This window comes from Pseudomonas sp. TE3-3-F2023 (genome assembly GCF_036784815.1).
GTDB lineage: Bacteria > Pseudomonadota > Gammaproteobacteria > Pseudomonadales > Pseudomonadaceae > Aquipseudomonas > Aquipseudomonas pudica.
Genome location: NZ_CP145113.1, coordinates 4,909,804 through 4,933,202 on the forward strand (window position 1 = coordinate 4,909,804; position 23,399 = coordinate 4,933,202).

Below are 23,399 nucleotides of genomic sequence, written 5' to 3' on the forward strand. Positions count from 1 at the left end.
GAAAATTCGCGGGCTTTCGCGCCGGGTTCAGATACCTCGGGTGAAAAGACGACGAGACTGCCCGCAGACTCGATAGCTTAGAGATGCACGTTTCGACTGCCAAGTCACGATCGTTCATACGATCGGCCAATCGCCCGACAAGATCAATGCCCCTCGTACGCAACCACGGCCCTGTGTGCGCTACCGGACACCCGCCTCAAGCGGGTACCCGGCATGCATCGTGGCTCAGGAAAGCCAGGCCCGGCGCCAGGCCTCCAGGCGCTCCCCCTGAAGCAGCCAGTTCGACCGGACAGCATTCTGCAGGGCATCCCCCAACGCTGCCGACGCGTCGCGGTCCTCCAGATGCAGACGGATGGCCCGCAGCCAGTCAGCCGTCTGGTTTTCCACCCTCGACAACGGCAAGGTGTCTGCGCCGGCAAAACCGGCCACCCGGCTACAGATCACCGGATGCGCGCAAGCAGCGTGCTGAAGCACCCGCAGGTCGGCCGAGCAGGCATTGCCCAGGGTCTCGGCCATCGGCACCAGCGCCAGGTCGAGATTCAGGGCTGCAAGGCTATTACCCAGGTTTTCATCAGAAACATGCGGGTGGTGCTCCCGGACGAACGGCCGCAGCGCTGGTGGGCAGTCGCCCAGAACGACCCAATCGACCTCATGCGCCATCGCCGGCACTACTTCGGCCAGCAAGACGGCATCCTTGTTACCGATCCAGCCCAGACGCGGCTTTTGCGCCATGCGCCGCAAGCCTTGCAACTGGCCCCAGGCGACAGGTAGTGCGCTTTCGAGCAGGTGCACGTCATCGTGCTGGCCTTGCAACAGCTCCGCCAACGCCGGGGCAGCGACGACCACCCTGTCTGCCTGCATCAACCCGTAGCGCATGCGCTGCAGTAATTCATCCGCACCCAGGCCGGCGGCGAACCCCATTTCCGGGATATAACCGTCCAACTCATACACCTTGAACGCTTGAGAGAAGGCACGTAGACGACGCAAGGTCTGCAACCCCCCATCCGCCAGCGGACGCTGCAAGACAATACTCGAAGGCGCATAGCGCTGTATGTCCACCAGGGTCAGAACCCCGATGGTCACCGAACCATCGATCACGCCAGCATTCCGCAATGCCATGAGAGGCTGTATTACACGGGCCTGTCCAGCCGCCTGCTGGTCAGCAGCGAAAGCCAGCACTGTCGGAGCGATGCCTTGCAATGGTCGCCAGCACAGCCCGTTATCCTGCCGCGCATGGCTGTGACCTACAAGCAATGACTGGTTGGCGTTGTAGGAGGGATCATTGACCAGTTGCGGCAACCAGCGAGCGTAAAGCGCATCTTCCTGTTCAGCACCGATTGCATCAGCGGGGGCTGCTTCCAGCAGCAGCCTGGCACGTGGAGTCCAGACATTCAGGTAGCCGGCCTGCTGCAAACGCAGGCACAGGTCGGCTTCAGCCCAGGGTTCCAATAACGGGTCGACGGAGAAACCACCCGATTCAAGGAAGGTTTCACGCCGCACCATCAGACAACGATCACCCACGACCACACCGTTGCGTTCGGTCACCAGCGCCGCCAGGTCGCCCTTATCGCCCAGGACCTGCCCGGCAAATGCAGGACCGACGCTGCCGCCCATTCCGAGTACCTGGCCTGCCTGTTGAATCACCCCATCGGGGCTCGCCAGCATGCACCCCACAGCACCGACCTCAGGGCGCTGCGCATGGTTGAGCAAGGCAAGTAGCCAATCACCATCATTGACCATGGCGGCAGCATCCAGCCATAGCAGAAACTCGCCCTGCGCCTCCTGAGCCGCTGCGTTGCACATGGCCGCACGAGACTGCCCCGGCATGAAACGCAGTACCTGGACACGTCCTGGTTCAACCTGGCTCAGCATGTCCAGCCACTGGAGCAACACAGGATCGTCATTGCCTGGCTCTACCAGCAGCACTTCATGCGTGACAGCTGCCGTGTTCTGCAACAACTGCTCAAGGCAGCGCTGCAACCGTGACAAGTCGCCTTCGATGTAGATGATCAAACTCACCGAGGCCGGCCGCGAATGCCCATAGTCGATCTGGTAGCAATTCGCCGCCTGCTCGATCGAATCAACCTGCGCCTCAGGATAACCGCGCTCCAGCAGGTGCTTCTGGATGACCGTTCGCTCATCGTCGCATACCGTGACGTCTGGCCGATTGGCGATCAACAGCGGCTCGCTGATATGACCCACCACCCCCAACCCATGCTCGACAATCAAGCGTAACTGGTAAGCCAGTTCGTAGGCGCCACCTGCAGCCGGGTCGAACCCACCCTGCTGCACGAGCGTGCGCCTGTGGTACAACCAATGCCGCGACAATGCGGCCGGATGTGCCAGCAACATGTCCAGGTTGAGGTCGGGTCGCAGGCGAGCTTCAACGCTGTCATCGGCTCCACGCACAGCCTCGTCGGCAAACACCGCACCAAATGCCACCTGGGCCTGTGACAGGTCGAGGGCCGCCACCAGCAGGCCACTGGCAGTGAATTCCACTCCTGCGTCAACCACCATGCACCAATCACAAGGGCTGCTTTCCAGCAGGCCATTGATAGCGGCCAGCGGCGCTCGAGCATCAGCAGGCACCCACTGCACGTTCGGACGACGCGGCTCCATCGCTCCCAGCACACAGACCTGGATGCGTTGATACAGCACGTCGTCCAGGCTCCCGAGGGTACGCGCCAAGGCTCCCGGATCGCCATGATCCAGCACCAGCACGGCAATCGAAGGCGCATCGGGTGCCGCCAGCCGGTCCTGCATCAACTGCAACTGCTGCGGCAGCGGGTAACGCTGGCGCAGCCATGTCAGCATCCCGCCGTTATTGCCGGCCGTCTCGCGACGGGCTGCAAACTGGGTCTTGGCGATGAACACCTCGAGTTGCTGCCAGAAGGGTGCCGTTCGCTCCACATAACGCTGCAGTGCACCTTCCAGCCCTGCACTGGCACGCTCGAACGCGTCGGGCCGATCGAGCATGGCGAAGCCGTGGCTGCCGATGAAGCTGGCTTCAAGAAACTGCTCGTCGATGCCGTGCCCAGGAATGAAGATCACCGGGCAGCCACAAAGGACCGCGATCACACAGGTCATCGACCATTCGTGGGTATAAAGCACCTCGGCCTTGCGCAGCAGCACTGCCAGCTCGGGTAATGTCAGGGCATTGGCCATGCTCAGCAGTTGGATATCGCCAGGCAACTGCGAATAGTCGATCTGCTCCAGCGGGTGGCGATTCTGGTAAAGGTACTTGCCTTCACGCAGCGTGCCCGGTGCCGGAGCACTGAACAGTTCGACATCGATCGTCGGCAGGCACAGCAAATCGCCATCGGGATAACCATGCCGCGCGGCGATCAGGGCACCGGAATAGAACAACAGGTCTCTGCCTGCAGCCTGCATGCTCTGGCCGGTAAGAAAACCCTCGAAGTTCAACAAGAAGCGCGCTACCACATCGCAGCCAAGCGGGTTGCCCACCACCACTTCCGGATAGACAGCGATCGGTACCTTGCCTTCGGCCTGATGCCGCTTCTGGGTCAGCGGGTCCAGCAACGGCGTTTTCAGGTCCGGATTGACCACCTGACCACCACAGATATAAGCCTCGCGCCCGTTGAGGTTGAGCACGTGGCAAAGATAGTGCAGCGACGCGACGCCCGAGGAGGTTTCCCGGTAGTCTGGTGCCAGGATGTAATACGGATGCTCCGGTTTGGCGTACATCAACCTCAGGCGCGTCAGTGCCTGGTCGAGCGAATGGGCGTCAACCCGGGCAGAATTGGGCATCGCTTGGAAACTCCAGAATCAGGAAAATACAGGCAGCCGGCCTCAGACAGCACGTGGCTCGGCAAAGAACTGGGCGATTGCTGTACACACACGGGCAACCTGGCGAGCAGTCATGTCCGAGTAGAGTGGCAAGCGCACCAGACGCTGGGCAACATCGCAGGTTACCGGCAGTTCTCCGACGCTGCGGGAATACCGCAGGCCGGCAGGTGAATCGTGCAGCGGTACATAGTGGAACACCGCATGGATATCCCGCTCGCGCAAGAACTGGATCAGTTCGCTGCGCTCATGGTTGTTGCGCATCAACAGGTAGAAAATGTGCGCATTGGCTGGCCGTCCGCCCGGCGTACGGGGAAGCTGGAAGCAGCCATCGGCTTCCAGCGCCTGCAACTGATTGTAATAAGCTTCGTACAAAGCCCGCCGATGGGCGTTGATGCTTTCCCCCTGCTCCAGCTGTGCATAGAGGAAGGCAGCCGTCAATTCACTGGGAAGGAACGAAGAGCCGACATCGACCCAAGTGTATTTGCTGACTTCGCCCCGGGCGAACGCCTTGCGGTTGGTACCCTTCTGCCAGATGATTTCTGCGCGCTCGATCAGTTTCGGGTCGTTGATCAGCAACGCCCCTCCCTCACCGCTGATGACGTTCTTGGTTTCATGGAAACTCAGGCAACCGAGGTGCCCGATGGTACCAAGCGCACGGGTCTTTTCCCTGGCGAGAATCGCCTGCGCAGCGTCTTCGATAAGCATCAGGCCGTGGTTGTTGCAGATGCGCAGCAGCGCCTCCATGTCACAAGGCTGCCCAGCATAATGAACTGCCACGACCGCCTTGGTTTTCTCGGTGATCGCGGCTTCGACCAGACGCTCGTCAAGGTTGAGGCTGTCCGGGCGTATATCCACGAATACCGGAACCGCACCACGCAGCACGAACGCATTGGCGGTAGATACAAACGTGAAAGACGGCATGATGACCTCATCCCCCGGACCGACATCGGCCAGGATCGCCGCCATCTCCAATGCAGCGGTACAGGAATGGGCCAGCAGCGCCTTCGGGCAACCCAGGTTGTCTTCCAGCCATTGCTGGCACGATTGAGTGAACTGTCCATCGCCAGCGATGCCGCCATTCATCACTGCCTGGGCGATATAGAACAATTCCTTGCCAACGACGAAAGGCTTGTTGAAAGGTATGACCTGATTGCTCACGTTCGTATTCTCCACCGCGTGCGTCAGATGAAATCGCTCAGCGGCAGGTAGCCGCCGATGAGCGCATCGAGAAACTCGACCTGTACTGCCTTCTCCAGGCCGTTACGGGCAAAGAAATCCCTCGCACGCTGGTAGTAGTGGCCCTCAAGCGCCTGGTCGGCATCGGTATGCCCTGCGTCATAGCCATGCTGGGAAAGCGCCGAACATTTGACTGCCGCGTATTTGCGGCAGCACGCTTCGACTGAATCATCAAGCATTGCGCGCCGAAGTGGCCGGGTGTATTCGAAATACGCGTGAGCCTGGGGCGAGAGTTGCAGTCCCTGTAACAGCGCCGACAGGTTATCGGCCAGCCAAGGCGCAAAGTGATAACCATCCCGCCGCGTGCCGGTCGCAATGAAGGTGTTGTCATTGAGTTGGCCGATTACCGGATAGCCATCAAGGCTGACCGGTCGATAGCCGAAGTTGTACCGCACGAAACCGCTGGCACGGTGCATCTGGTTGACCTGGTTGATCGCTCCATTTATCAGGGCAGCCACGGACTCGGCGCGTGGCACCTGTTCGTCGACCGTGGTGATCAGGTTGGTCGCTCCAACCACGAACAGATCGTCCTGGTACGGCGCATGGTAGATACCACAGGCGCCACCACGATTTGGCGTACGAAGCACGTAACGTCCCTGGATCCCCGGGTTCTTCAAAACGACAGTAGCACCGACGCCGTTGATGACCCGAATGCAGTCGTCTTCGGCCCACAGCCGGGTCGCCTTGCTGCCGTTGGCCAGCACCAGACGTTCCGCAGCCAGCACTCGGCCATCGGTCAGGCGAGCACCACAGGTTCGGCCTCCGATCTTGTCGAGAGACTCCACCACGCCCTCGACGAAGCGCACACCGCGCCTTGCCAACGTCTGTTGCAGGGCCTGGATGACACCATCGGGATTGACCACGCCTTCGCGGGGCAGGAAAAGGGCGTTGCGGCTTCGGTAGGCCGAAGCCGGCGAATAGGCCGGCTCCAATGTCGGCTCGATCCGCTCGTACGGCTCGGCAAACTCCTCGAGATAATCGGCGATGGCGTCAAACGCCTGGTCCTCGAACCTGTTGGAGGCATTGTTGTTGACCAGCACGGTACCCAGCCGGTAGTGCTCTGCGGGAATCTCGAACTCTTCGACAAACGCCCCCCACAACCGCGCGGAAGCCTGGCTCAATTCGAACTTAAGGCGGTCGCGCGGTTTGTCCAACGCACCTGGCTCCAGCTCCGCGAACGAGTTGAGCATGGCTGCAGCAGCCATGGAGGCGCTGTAAGGCCGCGACATCGGGCCTACCACTGTAATGCGCTCGGCAGGAACCGAACGGGAAAGGCCGGCAGCGATCGCCAGGCCAACCATGCCGTTACCAATGATCAGGAACATGGCATGCCCTCTTACAGCACTTTGACGATGCACAGGGACGGGTAGGTCTGCGATCGCTTGATCTCGTGACGCACCTTGCCCAACACTTCAGCTACGTAGGCGTAACCCTCGCCTGGCAGAAAATCACGCTGCAACTGGAAGAACACCAACTGCGAACCGGGGACGCAGCGCGGCAGGATCTGTTCCAGGGCAAAGCGGGTCGGCCCCTCCAGGTTCATGTCGAAAAAGGCCAACGCCACCAGCAGGTTGCGATTCTCCTCGATGAAACGTGGCAAGGTATCCTTGATATCACCCTCGACCACCTGATGTCCGCTGGAAACCTGTGGCAGGGCATTGATGCTCTCGTGCAATGCCAGCAAGTGGCGCAGGTAATCGGCATACCCGCTACCGGTATCGTAGCAACCGTCCTGGAAGTGCTCGTTGGTCACCTTGCTGTCGCTGGCGTGCGATTTGTAGCCGGCGAAGGTATCAAATGCCGCGATGCGGCGCTGTTTGTTGAACGGTTCGAAAATGGCCCTCAGATTCTCGCAGAGCACGGCGTTCTGGCCACGCCATGTGCCAAAGTCCAGCACCGAGCCGGGCAGCGAGACGATCTCGCGGTACAGGTCGGAAATCGCCAGCATCCGCGCAAGGGAGGCCGAGCGGATGAACAGGCCGAGGTTGCGCTCTTTTTCGGCGTCATCGAGCGGCGCATTGGCAAATGACTGCCAGAGTCGCTCCCGCGCCTCGAGCTGGCTGTCGCTGGACTGGGTTACGGAAGTAGAGCCTTTCTTGAGCATAGATATCTCCAGGAAACAGGGAAGTCGAACGGCAGGTCACGGGGCCTTGCGCACGAGGAGGGTGAATTCGTACAAGCCATAGTCATGCAAGAGTGCCACCTGCCTGGAGTAGGTTCTTTTGCACAGATCAAAGTAGAAGCACGGGTCACCGTAATACAGGTAGTCGCGCATGAATGGCGCGTCGGAGTAGCTGGTGAGGCAGTTGAAGGCAAAGCCTTTGGTCGAGCAGGCATCCATGTTGCGAAGCACCTCGGCAATATATTGTTCCCAGGCTTCCCGCGGGGTTTGCTGTGACACATTGAAAATACCGCTGGCTACCGCGTAATCGGCAGTCCGGGTGGGCCGGTCGGCGACCTCGAAGCAGGTGAACTGATCCGCACCGTGTTTGGCGCGAGCCGACGCGATCATCTCGGGCGACAGGTCATAGCCGTGATAGTCCACTACGCCGCCGCGCTCGCGCAGCCAGTCGAGCAATGCCCCGTAGCCACAACCCACGTCGACCAGACTGAAGCCTCGCTGCCATTCTTCCTGCGACACCAGCTTGAGCAACTGTTCGAAGCGCAGGTGCTGCGAAGCGCTTCCGTTCCAGTCAACCCCTTCCGGAGTGGCGCCATGCTCACGAATGCGCGAGGAATAGTACTGTTCGACTTCTCGCAAAATGGTCGTGCTCATGGGCGCCGCTCCAGGAAGGCAGGCGCGTCGGCGCCGGTATTGAACAACAGGTCGATGACACTCACCGCATGCTGAAACTCGCCGTACAGCTGCGGGTACTCGAGATAGCCGTCATAACCCATATACGACAGGCCAAGACCGGCAGTGGCGAACGCGGCCTCGTCCAGGTAACAGCTGGCTGCCGGTCCCGACAGGTAGTGCGTACCACCTACCGCCTGGCACAACTGGATGAGGCGCTCGTTCTTGCCAGTTGCATGGCCCAGATTTTCGGAACGGTACAGCGGTGTGCGGATACCCAGCAGAGGGCACAGGCCGGCAATGAACAGGTGATTGATTTGCGAAAGATGAGTGAGCTCGGCGGCCTGCTCGTAAAGCGCCCTGACAGGCCCTTCCATCTGCTGGAAGCAGGCCGCGCGGCGGTAGCTCATTTCGATGGTCTTCCAGTGCGCAGCCGCCCAGCCAGGCTCACTGACCTCAACTTCGTTGATCAACTGCTCGTAGCGCCCCTTGTTCTTCACCGGGATGCTCAGCCAGTGCTCTCCGTGGGCAGTCTTGATCTTGTTGCGGTTACGCCAGTCGCGGCGCGTGTACTGGACATCATCGAAGAGGATGAACGCATCGACGCTGCCGATCAGGTCGAAGTACCCTTTCCAGGGAATGTAGTTGGACTGCAGCACAGCCACTTTCTTTTGCATTCACAACCTCGTCCACACCACGTGAAACCAGGCGCCACGCCTGTCAATTATTTGCCGCCAGGCACAAAAAAGCCGGGCTCCTGCCCGGCTTTTGCAATTCCCGCGCCAGCTACTTGAACGGCGCCAGCCAGCTTGCTTGGGCACTGGCCCGCCGACCATCGATCGCCACGTCACGGGCAAATGCGCCCGGCCACTTCGCCAGCAACGCCTGGGCCGCCTCCTCGGGTGCCGGGGAAACTGCACCATCAATCATCAGCTGCGCCTGAGGAGTCCATACCACCAGGCTGCCGGCAGCGGTGACGGCAAGGCACAGGTCGACATCGGCCGCCACATTCCCCTGCAACCCGTCGCATTGCTCGAACACACCGGCACGCACCATCAGGCAATTCCCCGACACCGCCGGGCAACCACGCACGACGCCAGACCAGTGATCCCGGCTGCCGGGCTCTTCCGGCGAGCTGGCCCAGGGTGCATGCACACGCGGCCCTGCGAGCAGATCGTAACCGGCATGCGCAAGGCTGCCATCCATGCCGACCAGGCGCGCGCCAACCACCCCAACCTCCGGTCGTTGTGCCTGGTTGAGCATTGCCTCGATCCAGGCCGGGGAGATCACCTGGCAACGCTCGCTAAGCAGCAGCAGGTATTCACCGCGCGCGTGTCGGGCAGCCTGGTTGAACAGGTTCTCTCCAACTTCGGCGGCGACCAGACGCAGACGGCCGGCGAACGATCGAAGTGCGTCTGACAGCAGGCCATGTTGCTCCTGGGTACAGATCAGCACGATCTCGTAGCGAGGGTAGCGAGTACGCTGGAACAGACTGGTCAGGCTGCGCTCAAGCGCAGACCGGTCGCCCTCATGAACCATCAGGATGCTGACAAGCGGGGTCGAGTTGTGCCGGAAATCGATGGCCAACCCGGCAGCGCCCTGATCGCTGACCTGTGCCTGATAGCCCAGTCGTTTCAGGTGACGGTCGAGAATGTCCACCGCCTCGGAACGCATCGGCTCCGACGCCTGTCCGCCGATCACCAGATATTCGTCCATGTGCGCCATGCCGCCGAGCCCGCGCTCTTCGACAAGACGCAGCAACAGATCGTATTCAAGCGCATGGCCGAAACGGCTATCGAAGCCACCCAGATCAAGTACAGCCTGGCGGCGAAGCAACCAGTGACGCGACATCAGGGCCGGCTGGCTACGCAGCAGGTCGAGGTCGCTACCAGGGCGCATGATACCCAGCAAACGCCCCTCTTCATCGCGTTGTATCTCATCGGCACAAATGGCATCGCAGGCCGGAGACTCTCCCAGTTCCAACTGCAGCCGCAGCAGGCCGCCGCCGGCAAGGATGTCACCCGCCTGCAGCAACATCACCCATTCACTCGGCAACTGGCGCAGCGCGTGATTCAGGTGTGAAACCCAGTTACCTGGTTCCACCTGGATGAAATGCAAGGTGTCCCGCGCGGTGGTGATGGCCGGCGGTTTCCCGGCTTTTAGCACCACCAGCTTGAAATTGCGCAGCCCGGCCGCCAGCAGGCTGTCGAAGGTCGCCTGCAGGGCCAGGTCATCGTCCTGCAGGTCCGCGACCACGAAACCAATTTGCGGGCCGGGCCGCTTGGCCAATTGTGCAAGCACGCGTTGACGCACCGCGTACGCTGGCGTTGCGTCCGCCAACACCTGCAACAGCCGTCCCGAGGCAGTAGTTGCCAGCCACCCAGGCACGTCCTGACAGGGAAGGCTGTCAAGGCGCTCAAGCCAGGCACTCAATTCGCGGACTTTTTCCGCTTGCACTTCGTCCTCCAGGGTCGCCAGCAGACGCTGGCAGACGTCGCGGCTGAACAAGCCCAATGCCAGGGCCTGCCAGTAACGCTGCTGCAGACTTTCTTTGGTGTCATTGGGATGCACCTCGAGCAGTTCACGCTGACGCACCCAGGTGCCTTCAAGTGCATGACGGTGCTCTTGCCCGGTTGGCCAGCCATGGCAGAGGAACTCGAGCTGCGCCAGGCGCTGGAACAGGTCCCTCTGGTAGTACGGCATCTCAATGTACTGCCGGGGTTCGAACTGGCGGTCCGGGTCGGCGATCACACTGGTCCACCGCGAGGTGAACAGCAACGGCGGCTCGCCTGCATCGTAGCTGCCACGCACCAACCGGTTGAGCACGACAAAGCCCGCATCGCCGGTGCATGTACCATCACGTTCGGCGTCCCACGCACGCAACAGACGCACAGTCCGCACCAACTGCTCTTCCCGGGCTACCGGCGACAAAGTGCGCGGCGCCAATTCACAGATGACGTCGGTCTGATCAAGCTGAATGATGGCCCCGTCGGCCAGCAACGCCAACGACAGCGCAACCCGCCAGCTGGCGAAATCCAGATCCTCCGGCAAATCCTTCAGCACCGAACGCAGCCTCTCGACCCTGACCACGGCGCGCCAGGCTGGCTGGTTCGCCAACGCATGCGCCCGAATACGCGCCGAGGCCCCCTCCCCTTCCTGCGCGGGAAATGCGTGGCCCAGCTTGTAATAAGCCACTTGACCATTGCCCGGAACATATCCCAAGGCGTAACCCTGAGCCCCCAACGCCAGTGGGTTGGCACTCAGGCAGTCGGCAGCTCTGTCCAGTGCCGGGGCTTGCACGAAGTCGGCATCCAGGGCCAGATTGACCAGCGGCGTGGCAACCTGCTGCAGCGCCTGACTCAGACGCGCGCTGCACACAGCGCCCGGACTATGGGCTTCAAGGGCTTCCAGTGCCAGACAGGCAATGCCCGCCTGGCGGTAGTAATGCAACGCTCGCTCACGATGAGCGGCCTGATCATGACCCAGCAGCACCACCGTTACATCACTGCGCGGTCCGTTTGCGATATCGACCATAAAGCACCTTCGAAGGGAGAGTTGGGCGCCCGCTCGCAACGAACGCGAAAAGAATCAATCCGCCAGCCAGGCATTCGACCATTGCTGCAAATGCTGCGGCATCAGCACATAGTCCCGCAGCACCGTTTCGCGCAAGGCATCACCCTGGCGGTAGCTGGCCTGAGGGTCGGCCAGGTGCATGCGGATCGCATCCAGCCATTGTTCCGAGGTGTTGTTGCGAACCCGCGTGCAAGGCAGGTAGCCGTCATAGGCCTTGGTGTCGGTGCAGATCACCGGGAAGCCGCACGCACCATACTCAAGCAGGCGCAAGTTGCTCTTGCAGTCGTTGAACAGGTTCTGTTCGAGCGGTGCCAGCGCCAGGTCAAGGTTGAGGCTGGCCAGCTTCTGCGGGTACGACGCCAAGGGCACGCCTTTGTGGAATTCCTTCACATAAGGCCGCAGGATATCCGGGCACATGCCGAAGAATACCCAGTCGACCTCGTCGGCCAGGGCCTTGATGACGTCCAGCAACAGCTCCAGATCGCCCCGGTGGCTGGTGCCCCCCGCCCAGCCAACGCGTGGCCGCGCGCTAGTCTGGCGCTCGCTGGCCAGCCCGGCCCACAGCGGGGCGGCGAGCATGTTGGGGACTACCCGGATATCGTGGTGCATGCTCGACAGTGCATCAGCCAGCGGCTGGGTCGACACCACCACCCGGTCGCACAAGGCAATGCCTTGGCTGACCAGCTCGCGCATGTTGGCCGGTATGTTCCGCGCATGGGCGTTCTTTTCCGGCACCTCGATGATGTAGTCGTCGATCTCGTAGATGCGCCGGGCGTTCGACAGGCGCTTGAAGCGCGTCATTTCATCGATCGAATTGACCGTGTAGCGACACTGCAAGATCATCACATCGGGCTTCTCGCGCTCGATATCGATCATCTCCGGGGTACTGTAATCAAGCCGCCCCTGGATCCAGCCCGCACGCTCCAGCTCGGTGAAAGGCTGTGCCACCCGGTAGTGACCGACCGCCGAGGTGTTGATCGGCAGCGCCAACACCGACGGCAGCACACGGCTGATGAACGGGTCCCAGCCACGACGCTGTCCGGCATCAAGGTTGAAGCTGGCCATCTTCAGGCTCAGGTTGCGGTTGTAGGCAGGGTCGCGGGCAACCTTGGCCAACCAGCGTTCATGGAAGATGTCCTTGTCCAGCACCTTGCGCTGGCTGTCGGTCCGCACGTCGCGGGTCGAGGCGAAGCGCACGAGCACCGCATGGGGTGTCCATACCGCCAGATAACCTTGCTCGCGGATGCGCAGACAGAGGTCGGCGTCCTGCAGGCCGCCCTTGAGCCCCTGCACATCGAAACCGCCCAGCGTGGCGAACAGCTCGCGGCGCACCAGCAGGCAGTCCAGGCTAAGCGCGCTCCAGTTCTGCACGGCATTGAGCCGGAGCATGTAGCCACCGCTGTCAGCCGGCATGCCAACGAACGGGCTGCTGACGCCACCATGCAGCCCCAGGACCAGCCCGGCGCCAAAGATTTCGCCGCTTTGGGTACACAGCTTGGGCGCCACCACGCCGACCTCCGGGCGCTGGGCCTGAACCATCAACTGCTCCAGCCAGGGCCGGTCGAAGGCGGCGCAGGCGCTGTCGAGCATCAGCAGGTAGTCGCCACGGGCAGCCTCGCTGGCCTGGTTCAACTGCGCCAGCTGGCTGCCGCTGACCACCTCGATCACCCGCAATTGGCTGCTGCCCAGCCCCTGCATGGCCTGCAGCCATTGACGCAGGTCGGCAGGCGTATCCGGCGAGGCGATCAGCAGTACCTCGAATCGGCCATACTGGGTGTGTTCGAACAGGGACTCGACACAACGCATTGCCGCGCTCAGGTCGTCACCGAGCGTCACCAGGATCGAGACCAGGGCTTGCTCCGGGTGCCGGTACGCCACCCGGCACAACGACATGCCTTCGGCACCGACAACCTCGGCATCGACACCCAGACGCCGCAGATGGGCTCGCACCACGCGTGGCGCCTGCTGCACGCAACGCGGGTCGCGCAGCCACTGGCCAAAGTCATGCTGGCAATGCACCAGGAGTTCGTCGATGTGCTCGATGACTTGCAGGCCCTGGCTTTCCGCCAGACGCCAGAGCAGGTCGTGGGGTGCCAGGGCATCGAAGTCCGTGTCGAAGCCGCCGACCTCGCGCAGCGCCGCACAGTTGAATGCCAGTACGCGTCCTACATACGGCAGGCTGCGCATCAGGTCGAGGTTGAAGTCCGGCTTGAAGATGGGGGTTGTCGGGCGCAGCCCGTCATGGCTACCTTCGTCGACATAGATACAGGCCCGCTCGCGAAGTGCCATGCGCTCGCCCATGATCGCCAGGGCATGAGGCACGAGGCGGTCGCCAGCGCGCAACAGCAATACCCAGTCGGCATCGCCGGCGCGTGTCAGGCGCGCCTGCAACTGGGCCAGGCCATTGCCTTGCACCAGCATGCGCTCAACCCCGACCGGGTGGCCTGCCAATTCCAGCGTCGCAGGCGCCAGCAGCCAGCAGCCAGCTGCGGAATAGGACTGCGCAGCAAGGCTGTCGAGGGTCGCGCGCAGGGCCAGTTCATCACCCGCCTCGGCCCAGATCACCGGGACGATACGCGGCTGCCGGGCCCACTGCTCGAAGCGCTTGGGCAGGGCCTTGAGCTGTGCAGCCGACAGGTCACGGCACTCCAGCCACTGGGCATACACCTCTTCAAACGACAGGCAGTCAGTGCCAACCTGCTGCGCCTGGCGGGCCTGCTGAGCCCCGTAAAGGCGGTTGAGTTCGTATTCGTCCCACTGCGCGCCCTGCTCGCCCTGGTACCGCTCCAGTGACAGATAGCGCACCCAGCCACTGGCTGGTGCGGCCTCGCTTGCCCGCGCAGCCAGCATTGCCTTTATCCAGTCGGTCTCGATCGGGAAGGCCAGGGTCATGCCTGCCTGGTGACTCAAACGTGCAGGGTGCAGACGCTCCATGCTGAGAAAGCGTGACAGATGCCCCAGATTGCCTCGGCGCATGAGGCAAATGTACAGCGCCATGTCCAGGCGCGCGGCAAACCCGCTGCCCTCCTGCACCAGCGCCGGCAGGAACTCGGCCACCAGGTCACGGCGCATCAGTGCATGGCTGAGGCCGCCGAACAGGTTGGGTGCGTTCGTCTCCAACGCTTCGAGCAAGTCGCTGCCCTTGACTACCGCATCCTCCGGGCACATCACTGCATTGAGCATGCGCGGCGGTAGCAAGGCATCGTCGGCTGCGCACAGCATGCGCTGGCAGATGGTCATGCTGACATCGGCATGCTGTTCCATGACCGCGGCCTGCAGGCCGACACATTCAGGGAACAGTCGGTCGTCGTCACAGAGAAACTTGATCAGCGGCCCTTCAGCATGCTCCAGGCACGCCAGCAGGTTGCGGGCGAACCCAAGGGTCTGTGGGTTGCGCACGTAGCGTACCGGCTTGCCGGTCTGGCTCACAACCTCGTCGACGATACGCTGGATCTCCAGGCCACGGCTGTCATCGCAGACCAGCACCTCCAGCGTCGAGTAATCCTGGTTGAGCGCGCTGAGCAAGGTGGCGCGGAAAAACTCGGGGTTGAAGGCTGGGATGGCGATGCTGACGAGGGTCTGTTGATTCACGGCGAAGACCTTGAAGAGGTGGCGTGACCAGCACCGAATGGGCTGGCACACGCCGGATGACGCGAGAGAGGTGAAATCAGATGTAGTTGACCAACGACAGGCTGGCGACCTTGGCATAGGCCTGCAGCGACGCTTGCAGCATGTTGGTCTGCATCTGCAGGCGCAGCATCACTTCAGCCGGGTCGCTTTCGCGGATCGAGCTCTGGGTCTTGGTGTTCTCGGTGCTCAGCGCCTCGTTGGTTTCGGCCTGCACATCCAGCGCCTGGCCACGGCCGCCGATCGCACTGACCGACGACGACACCTGGTTGGTCGCACTGGCGATGTTGCCAACCGCCGAATCCAGCGCGGCGAGGAAGTTCTGCCGCGCCACCGGGTCGTTGTCCACCGGGCTGGTCAGTGCGGTACGCAGCTTGCCGATGGTGTCGAGGATGTTCTGGGTCTGGTGGGTATCGACCTTGACCGCGAACGAGTCCCCGGCATTCGGCGCACCGGACAGCTCGAAGCTGACCCCTGCCGCGGTGGCGGTGGTGCCGTTCGGCCCGCCCAGTGCACCCGATGCCACCGGGCGGCTGTCAGCAGTGACCGGTGCGGCGTATAGCTCGAAGGTGCTGCTGCCGGTGAACTTGAGTACCGCGCCACCGCCAGGGAAAGCGGCCTTGTAGGCAGCCTCATCGGTGATGGTCGCGCCCGTCACTTGCTCGGAAGAGGTATTGCCGGGGCTACGGGTGCCGGAAACCTCATCGGCCTTGGAACTCAGGCTGAACGTATGCCCTGCGATAGCGGCATCTTCATTACCCTTGTCGCCATCCTTGAAGGTGATGTCCAGGCGCAGATCGACACCGCGGAAGCTGATGCTGGTGTTGTCGCCATTGGGGTCGAACTTGCCGCCCTGGCTGGCCTCGAGCGTGACGTCATTGCCGTCGACGTCGGTGATCTTGTATTCGGTGCTGCTGAGGAATTCGATGGTGTACGGCTCGCCACTGCGGAAGCGATCGTTGTACAGGCTGTTGCCGGAGACCTGGCCGTTGGACAGGCTGACGCGGCCATCGTCGGTCGCCGGCGCGGTCAGGCTGGTCTGGCTGCGGCTGGTGTTCAGCGCCTGCTCGAAGGCATCGTAGCCGGTTTCATTGGCCGCCAGGCTGAGCATGTCACCCACCTGCAGGTTGAGCTTGCCCTGGTCGCCCTGGTAGCTGTAGGTGCCATCGGCATTGCGCGCGTAAGGCGGGGTATCGCCCTTGGAGCCAGAGAAGATGTACTTGCCGTTCTCGTCCTTGCTGTTCATCAAGGAGAACAGCTGGTCCTCCAGCGACGCCAGTTCGTCGGCGTTGGCCTTGCGGTCGGCATCGGTGAATGTACCGTTGCCAGAACTCACCGCCAGCTCGTTGACCCGCTGCAGGATGGTGCCGATGGAGTTGAGGGTGCTTTCGGCAGTGCCCAAGGCATTGCGCACGTTGACGATGTTGCTGCTGTACTGCTTCAGCATGTTCTGCTGCTGCTCCAGTTGCAGCAGACGCGCCGCCCCCACCGGGTCATCCTTGGCCGAACGCACGCGAATGCCATCGCTTGCCTCCTGCTGGCTCTTCACCGTCTTGGCAAAGTTGCTCTGGTAGTTGGCCTGGTTGGTGTTGTAGAACTGCGAAGTAGAGATGCGTACGCTCACGATCTACGGCTCCTTAAAGACTGTTGATCAGGGTGGCGAAGGTTTCCTGGGCCGCCTTGATGATCTGCGACGACGCGGTGTAGTACTGCTGGAACTTGATCAGGTTGCCGGTCTCTTCATCGATCGACACACCCGACAGGCCGTTGCGGCTTTCCACAGCAGAGGTATGCAAGGCTGTGGTTGCATCGCTGTCCATCTGCGCCTGGCCGGCCTTGCCGCCAACGTTGGAGACCAGCTTGGCGTAGGCATCGGTGAAGCTGATGCCCTTGCCGTTGGCGCCAACCTCGACCGTGGACTTGGTCTGCAGGTCGATCACCGACAAGGCGTTGCGGTTGTCTGCCGAACCTGCGCCGGTCAGCGCCACGGTATAGCTGTCGCCGTTCTTCGGTGCGCCGGAAACGCTCATCTCGAAGGTGAAATTGCCGCCCAGCGAATTGCCGCTGCCATCGACCATCGGCACCGACAGCTGCAACTTGTTCTCCTGGCCAGGCACGATGGTGCCGCTGCCGATCTCGGTACCCTTGGCGTCGTACATCTTGTAGGCCTGAGGCGAACTGGTGTCATCGCCGAACACCAGCTTGACCGGGGTCGAATACTTCAGGCCAGTCTGCAATTGCGAACGTTGGGCGGCATCGTAGATGTCCATCTCCGAGGTCAGCGTCGGCTGAGTGATGACGCCGGTACCTTTGTTGCCCGATCCGCTGGTGGCGGTCAGCGGCGAAGCCAAGGCCAGGCGCTTTGGGTCGGTCAGGACAGTGTCGATGCCTGCGGCCGCATTGCGGGTCGGGGTGATCTTGAAGCTGTCGCCAGCACTCAGGCCGCCACCATTGAGCGACAGGGTGAACCCGTCGATCACCGGGGGCGGGGTGTCGGTGAGGTCGAAACTGCCCATGTCGGTGCCTTCTGGCAGCTTGCGCACGCTGTAGCCAGTGGCGCTGGTGAAGGTCACCTGGTAATCGCTGGTGCTGAGCTTGCCAGTGTCCTTGATGGTCACATCGAGGTTGCCGGAACCTGCGCTGTTGCCGGTCTTGGCGACACTACGCTGGCTGATGGCCGCGGCGCTGTTGATATCGCCGAACAGGGTGGCACCGAAGTCACCATTCTTGTCGATGCCCTGGGCCAGCTGGCTGTTGATCGCATCGGCTACTACCAGGGCCACGCGACCGAGCTCGTTGAGCGCCGGGTCGAGGGTATCCTTGCGGTAGCGGATCAGGCCGCCGAGCTCACCACCGGTAGTGCTGCTGGTGATGTCCATCTTGGTCGAGCCGCGATTGAGGATCAGGCTCATGCGAGTCGGGTCGGTGGCGCTCGGCTGCACGCCGATGGTCTGGGTGGTGTTGCCCAGCACCAGGGCCTGGCCGTTCTTCAGGTAGATGTCGTAGTTGCCGTTCTTCTGCTCTACAACATCGGCACCGATCAGCGCCGACAATTCGCGCACCGCGCCGTCGCGCTGGTCGAGCAGATCGTTGGGCTGGCCATTGACGGCCGTCATCTTGGAGATCTGGCCGTTGAGGTCGGCAATCGACTTGGTCAATGCGTTGACCTTGTCAGCGATCGACGCCATGTTGGCATTGATGTCGCTGTTCTGCTGGTTCAGCTGCGACGACAGGGTGTTGAAGCGCTTGGCCAGGGACTGCGCGCTGGTCAGCAGCAGTTGGCGCGAGGCATCCTCGGTCGGCTTGGCCGCGGCATCCTGCATGGCGCTGAAGAAGCTTTTCAGTGCAGCGGTGATGCCGGTGTCGCTGCTCGACAGGGCGGTATCCAGCGGCGTGATCTGGTTCAGGTACGAGGTGGCATCGCTGCTCAGCGAGGTGGTGCTGCGCAGCTGGTTCTCGAGGAACGCGTTATAGACCCTGCGCACATCCGCCAAGGTAGTACCGCTGCCAATGAACACCTGGCCGACTTGCTGGCCGCCCTTGGTCTTCTGCACGTTCTGCTGGCGCGAGTAGCTTTCGACATCGGCGTTGGCGATGTTGTTACCGAGGGTGTACATCCCCGATTGCGCGGCGCCAAGCCCCGACATACCAATGTTGATCAGACTCGCCATGGTTCCATGCCCTTAAAGTTTCGTTGCGGTACCGAGCATTGCGTAGTGCTCGTACGACTTCATCTGTCTTGCGATCTGCGAGATCTTGCTGGCGTAATTCGGGTCGGTGGCGTACCCGGCCTTTTGCAACTCTTGCACGAACTGCTCTGGTTTATCGGCGGCCTTCACCGCATCTTGATAGCGCGAATTGTTCTGCAGCAGGCTGACCAGGTCGTGGAAGCTGTCCTGGTAGGAATCGTAGGAGCGGAACGCCGCTGTCTCCTTGACGAACTGGCCATCGCGGAACTCGCTGGTGATCGCACGCGCCTCGCCACCCTCCCAGTTGCCGGTTGCCTTGATGCCGAACAGGTTGTGGCTGCTGCTGCCATCGGTGTTGCGCATGACCGACTTGCCCCAGCCGGTTTCCAGGGCGGCCTGCGCTACCAGGTAGCGTGGGTCGATACCGATGCGCTTGGCTGCCTGCTCGGCCATCGGCAGCATGGTGGCGACGAATTCGTCGCTGTCGGCAAAGGCCTTTTTCGGTGCCAGCGGTGGCTGGGCCACGGCGCGCCCGAGGATGCGCAAGCCGTTATCCGGCACGGCGAAGGCCTTGGCCACTTGCTGGCCGTCACGGGCCGGTACGGCTGCGGTATTGGTGCTGGCCGCCGACGGCACGATGCCGGCCATCAGGCGGTCGGTGAGCTTGCTCGGCAGCGCCAGGCGTCGTGAATTGAGCGCGGCGACGTCGTTGCGGGTGGCAGTCGACTGCACGGCATGCACGGGCTCGGCCACCTTGTTGCCCCACAACGTCGGTGCATTGCCCTCGATACGCGGAAACGGGCTGGTGTTGGCCGGCGTGCCCTTGTTCTTCGACAGCTGGCGCACCAGTACGTCCTGCAGCCCGATGCCGCCACCTTCGCGGGACATGCTCACGGCCAACTGCTGGTCGTACATGTCGCGGTACTGCTTCACCGTTTCGGTGTTCATCGGGTTGTCGTCGGCCAGCACGTCGCTGGCCTTGCGCGAGGCCTTGAGCATTTCGCTGATGAACAGCGACTCGAACTCCTGGGCCACCTTGCGCACGTTGGCATCGCTGTCGCGGTCGCCATGCTTGAGCGAGCTCAGGCGATTGAGGTCGGTGTAGGCGCCGCTGTCGGCACTGCCAGAAACCAGGCTTTTGCTGTTCATGAGCGCCGTCCTCAGATCACGATCAGGTCGGCCTGCAGGGCGCCGGCCTGTTTCAGGGCTTCGAGGATGGCCATCAGGTCGCTGGGCGCTGCGCCCACCTGGTTCACCGCGCGGACGATTTCATCCAGCGTGGTGCCCGGGCCGAACTTGAACATCGGCTTGGCTTCCTGCTCGGCGTTGACCCGCGAGCGCGGCACAACGGCGGTCTGGCCATTGGAGAACGGCCCCGGCTGGCTGACGATCGGGTCTTCGGTAATGGTCACGGTCAGGCTGCCGTGGGTCACTGCGGCCGGCGACACCTTGACGTTCTGCCCAATGACGATGGTGCCGGTGCGCGAGTTGATGATGACCTTGGCGACTGCCTGGCCAGGGTCGATCTCGAGGTTCTCGAGGATCGACAGGTAGTCCACGCGCTGGCTCGGGTCCATCGGCGCAGTGACACGCACCGAACCGCCGTCCACGGCCTGGGCCACGCCCGGGCCGAGCAGGTCGTTGACCTTGTCGACAATGCGCTTGGCGGTGGTGAAGTCGGGGCGATTGAGGTTCAGGGTCAGGCTGTTGCCCTGGTTGAAGCCGCTCGGCACTGCACGCTCGACGGTAGCACCGCCAGGGATACGACCGGCCGACGGAACGTTGACGGTGATCTTCGAACCGTCACGGCCCTCGGCATCGAAGCCACCCACCACCAGGTTGCCCTGGGCCACGGCATAGACGTTGCCATCGATACCCTTGAGCGGGGTCATCAGCAGGCTGCCGCCGCGCAGGCTCTTGGAGTTACCGATCGAGGACACGGTAATGTCCACCACCTGGCCTGGCTTGGCGAACGCCGGCAGGTCGGCATGCACCGACACTGCAGCAACGTTCTTCAGCTGCACGTTGCCGGAGCCGGCCGGCACCTTGATGCCGAACTGCGACAGCATGTTGTTGAAGGTCTGCAGGGTGAACGGCGTCTGGGTGGTCTGGTCACCCGTGCCGTTTAGCCCCACCACCAGGCCGTAGCCGATCAGCTGGTTGGAGCGCACGCCAGAAATGCTGGCGATGTCCTTCAGGCGCTCGGCCTGGGCGCCAAAGGCACAGGACAGGAGCAGGGTTGCGGCAATCAGCTGCCTCACGTTGAACATGGTCATCCGTACTCAGAAAGGCCAAAGCGGGCTGATGAAGAAGCGGTCCAGCCACCCGGGCTGGCTGGCATCGGCGAACGAGCCGGTACCGGAATAGGTAATGCGCGCGTCGGCCACACGGGTGGACGGCACGGTGTTGTCGGTGGCGATGTCATCGGCGCGGATCATGCCGGCAATGCGCACCAGCTCTTCACCGGTGTTCAGGGTCAGCCACTTCTCGCCGCGCACGGCGATGATGCCGTTGGGCAGCACTTCGGCCACGGTCACGGTGATCGAACCGGTCAGGGTGTTGCCCTGAGTGGCCTTGCTGTCACCCTTGGTGGCGCGCTCGCCGCTGTAGCCGGCCTCCAGCGACAGGTCACCACTGCCGAACGGGTTGTTGGTGTTCGGCGTGGTGCCGAACAACGATGTCAGGCCGATGTTGGCGTTGCTGTTTTTCTGGATCTGCGAGCCGGCGTTCTTGCTGGCCGATGTGCGCTCGTTGAGGGTGATGGTGATGATGTCACCCACCCGGAAAGCCTTGCGGTCGCTGTACAGGTTCTGCTCGAAGCCGGCCTGGTAGATCGAACCGTTGTTGGCCGCTGCCGGCAACGGGGTGCGCGGCAGTACCGGCGCGTAGTACGGGTCGTTGGGCTTGGGCGTCGGCGCGACGCAACCTGCCAGCAACACCGCCCCCCCCAGGGCGAAAACGGACAACAGACGATTCATGACGCTTACCTCACGGGTGCAACGGAGTGACGGGGTTAGAGCTGCCTGCTTCAGAGCTGTTGAGTAACGAACGACAGCATCTGGTCAGCGGTGGAAATGACCTTGGAGTTCATCTCGTAGGCACGCTGGGTGGTGATCATGTTCACCAGCTCTTCCACGGTGCTGACGTTGGAGTTTTCCAGGGTCTGCTGCAGGGTGGTGCCGAAACCGTTCAGGCCCGGGGTGCCGACTTGCGGCGCGCCACTGGCGGCGGTCTCGAGGAACAGGTTGTCGCCAATCGCCTGCAGGCCGGCCGGGTTGATGAAGTCGGCGGTCTGGATGTTGCCGATCACCTGCGCAGCCGGGTTGCCGGCGGTGGTGATCGACACGGTGCCGTCCTGGCCGACGGTGAAGGTCTGCGCGTCGTTCGGCACGACGATGGCAGGCTCCAGCGCGAAGCCGTTGGCGGTGACGATCTGGCCGTCGGAGTTCAGGTGGAAGGTACCGTCACGGGTGTACGAAACAGTGCCGTCCGGCTGCAATACCTGGAAGAAGCCACGACCGTTGACCGCCATGTCCAGCGGGTTTTCCGTGGTCTGCAGGCTACCGGTCTGGAAGTTCTTCTGGGTGCCGACAATGCGCACACCAGTACCGACCTGCAGGCCGGAAGGCAGCTCGCTGTCCTGGGTGGACTGCGCGCCTGGCTGGCGTTTGATCTGGTACAGCAGGTCCTGGAACTCGGCGCGATCCCGTTTGAAGCCGGTGGTCGAGACGTTGGCCAGGTTGTTGGAGATGACCGTCAGGTTGGTGTCCTGGGCGGACAGGCCGGTTTTAGCGACCCAAAGAGCCGGAAGCATGTAAGTTCTCCTCGTGCGCCTGTTTTACGGCACCCGTTCAAAAGTGATTAGCCGATTTGCAAAACACGCGCCATGGCTTCGTCGCCTTCCTTGGCCGCGTTCATCATCTTGACGTGCAGTTCGAATTGACGGGACAGCGCCAGTACCGAAGTCATTTCTTCCACGGCGTTGACATTGCTGCCTTCCAGGAAGCCCGATACCACCCGTACATTGACGTCGGCGTCGGCCGGTTGGCCGTCGCGGGTATGGATCAGGCCATCCAGGCCCTTGGTCAGGCCTTTGGTATCGGGGTTGACCAGCTTGATGCGGTCGACTTCGGCCATCACTCGCGGGTCTTCCCCCATGGAGCGGATGCTGATGGTGCCATCGGCGCCGACTTCAACCTTCTGCTCTGGCGGAATCGCAATCGGGCCGCCGTTGCCGATTACCGGCATGCCGTTGCCGGCACGCAGCACACCGAGGGCATCGATGTTCAGGCTGCCGGTGCGTACGTAGGCTTCACTGCCATCGGGCGCCTGCACGGCGATGAAGCCCTTGCCGGTCACCGTCACATCCAGATCGCGGCCGGTTTCCACCATCGGACCTTCGCTGAAGTCGGTGGCCGGGCGCTCGGTCATGGCAAAGGCGCGCGACGGAAAGCTGTCGCCGAACACCGGCATCGAGCGAGCCTGCTCCAGGTCTCGCTGGAAACCGTTGGTGGAAATGTTCGCCAGGTTGTTGGCGTGCGCCTTCTGCGCCAGCGCATTCTGGCTGGCACCGGTCATGGCCACGTAAAGCATCTTGTCCACAGTCATCCTCCATTGCACTGGCGGTCGTTTGCCGCTCGCCGTTGCTATGCGAGCTAGAAAGCAAGTTCCGA

15 protein-coding genes are annotated in these 23,399 nt (G+C 62.3%); all 15 read right to left on the bottom strand.

Features of this window, described 5'->3' with window-relative positions; translation table 11 throughout:
• Window positions 1-225: 225 nt before the first annotated feature.
• Entirely contained in the window at window positions 226-3,768 is a 3,543-nt protein-coding gene (locus V3314_RS22600; protein ID WP_338459662.1) for a glycosyltransferase, read from the bottom strand.
• Between the two features lie 42 nt (window positions 3,769-3,810).
• Window positions 3,811-4,965, bottom strand: coding sequence for a dTDP-4-amino-4,6-dideoxygalactose transaminase (rffA, locus tag V3314_RS22605; RefSeq protein ID WP_178081806.1), 1,155 nt, complete (start codon window positions 4,963-4,965; stop codon window positions 3,811-3,813).
• A 23-nt stretch (window positions 4,966-4,988) separates the two neighbouring features.
• The gene (locus V3314_RS22610; RefSeq protein WP_338459663.1) at window positions 4,989-6,368 is read right to left on the bottom strand and encodes an FAD-dependent oxidoreductase; all 1,380 of its coding nucleotides are present in this window, start codon (window positions 6,366-6,368) and stop codon (window positions 4,989-4,991) included.
• Window positions 6,369-6,379: 11 nt separating this feature from the next.
• Window positions 6,380-7,147 (bottom strand): hypothetical protein, encoded by a 768-nt coding sequence (locus tag V3314_RS22615; protein WP_046614598.1) that lies wholly within the window; start codon window positions 7,145-7,147, stop codon window positions 6,380-6,382.
• A 36-nt stretch (window positions 7,148-7,183) separates the two neighbouring features.
• Window positions 7,184-7,819: a class I SAM-dependent methyltransferase gene (locus tag V3314_RS22620; RefSeq protein ID WP_046614599.1), complete on the bottom strand. Its 636-nt coding sequence runs from the start codon at window positions 7,817-7,819 to the stop codon at window positions 7,184-7,186.
• Entirely contained in the window at window positions 7,816-8,514 is a 699-nt protein-coding gene (locus V3314_RS22625) for a WbqC family protein (protein WP_046614600.1), read from the bottom strand. The genes V3314_RS22620 and V3314_RS22625 overlap by 4 nt, the downstream gene beginning before the upstream one ends.
• Window positions 8,515-8,623: 109 nt before the next feature.
• Window positions 8,624-11,371, bottom strand: a complete 2,748-nt coding sequence (locus V3314_RS22630; RefSeq protein WP_338459664.1) for a glycosyltransferase — start codon at window positions 11,369-11,371, stop codon at window positions 8,624-8,626.
• A gap of 54 nt (window positions 11,372-11,425) precedes the next feature.
• Window positions 11,426-15,001: a glycosyltransferase gene (locus tag V3314_RS22635; RefSeq protein ID WP_085601611.1), complete on the bottom strand. Its 3,576-nt coding sequence runs from the start codon at window positions 14,999-15,001 to the stop codon at window positions 11,426-11,428.
• A 76-nt stretch (window positions 15,002-15,077) separates the two neighbouring features.
• Window positions 15,078-16,661 (bottom strand): flagellar hook-associated protein 3, encoded by a 1,584-nt coding sequence (locus tag V3314_RS22640; protein ID WP_046614603.1) that lies wholly within the window; start codon window positions 16,659-16,661, stop codon window positions 15,078-15,080.
• A 13-nt stretch (window positions 16,662-16,674) separates the two neighbouring features.
• Complete coding sequence (gene flgK, locus V3314_RS22645) at window positions 16,675-18,708, bottom strand: flagellar hook-associated protein FlgK (RefSeq protein WP_338459665.1); 2,034 nt, start codon at window positions 18,706-18,708, stop codon at window positions 16,675-16,677.
• 12 nt (window positions 18,709-18,720) lie between these two features.
• Entirely contained in the window at window positions 18,721-19,875 is a 1,155-nt protein-coding gene (flgJ, locus tag V3314_RS22650) for a flagellar assembly peptidoglycan hydrolase FlgJ (protein ID WP_046614605.1), read from the bottom strand.
• A gap of 11 nt (window positions 19,876-19,886) precedes the next feature.
• Window positions 19,887-21,002 (bottom strand): flagellar basal body P-ring protein FlgI, encoded by a 1,116-nt coding sequence (locus tag V3314_RS22655; RefSeq protein ID WP_013973619.1) that lies wholly within the window; start codon window positions 21,000-21,002, stop codon window positions 19,887-19,889.
• Window positions 21,003-21,008: 6 nt separating this feature from the next.
• The gene (gene flgH, locus V3314_RS22660) at window positions 21,009-21,704 is read right to left on the bottom strand and encodes a flagellar basal body L-ring protein FlgH (protein ID WP_015271238.1); all 696 of its coding nucleotides are present in this window, start codon (window positions 21,702-21,704) and stop codon (window positions 21,009-21,011) included.
• A 50-nt stretch (window positions 21,705-21,754) separates the two neighbouring features.
• The gene (flgG, locus tag V3314_RS22665; RefSeq protein ID WP_015271239.1) at window positions 21,755-22,540 is read right to left on the bottom strand and encodes a flagellar basal-body rod protein FlgG; all 786 of its coding nucleotides are present in this window, start codon (window positions 22,538-22,540) and stop codon (window positions 21,755-21,757) included.
• 47 nt (window positions 22,541-22,587) lie between these two features.
• On the bottom strand, window positions 22,588-23,328 hold the full coding sequence (locus tag V3314_RS22670; protein WP_015271240.1) for a flagellar basal body rod protein FlgF: 741 nt from the start codon (window positions 23,326-23,328) through the stop codon (window positions 22,588-22,590).
• Between the last annotated feature and the right edge of the window lie 71 nt (window positions 23,329-23,399).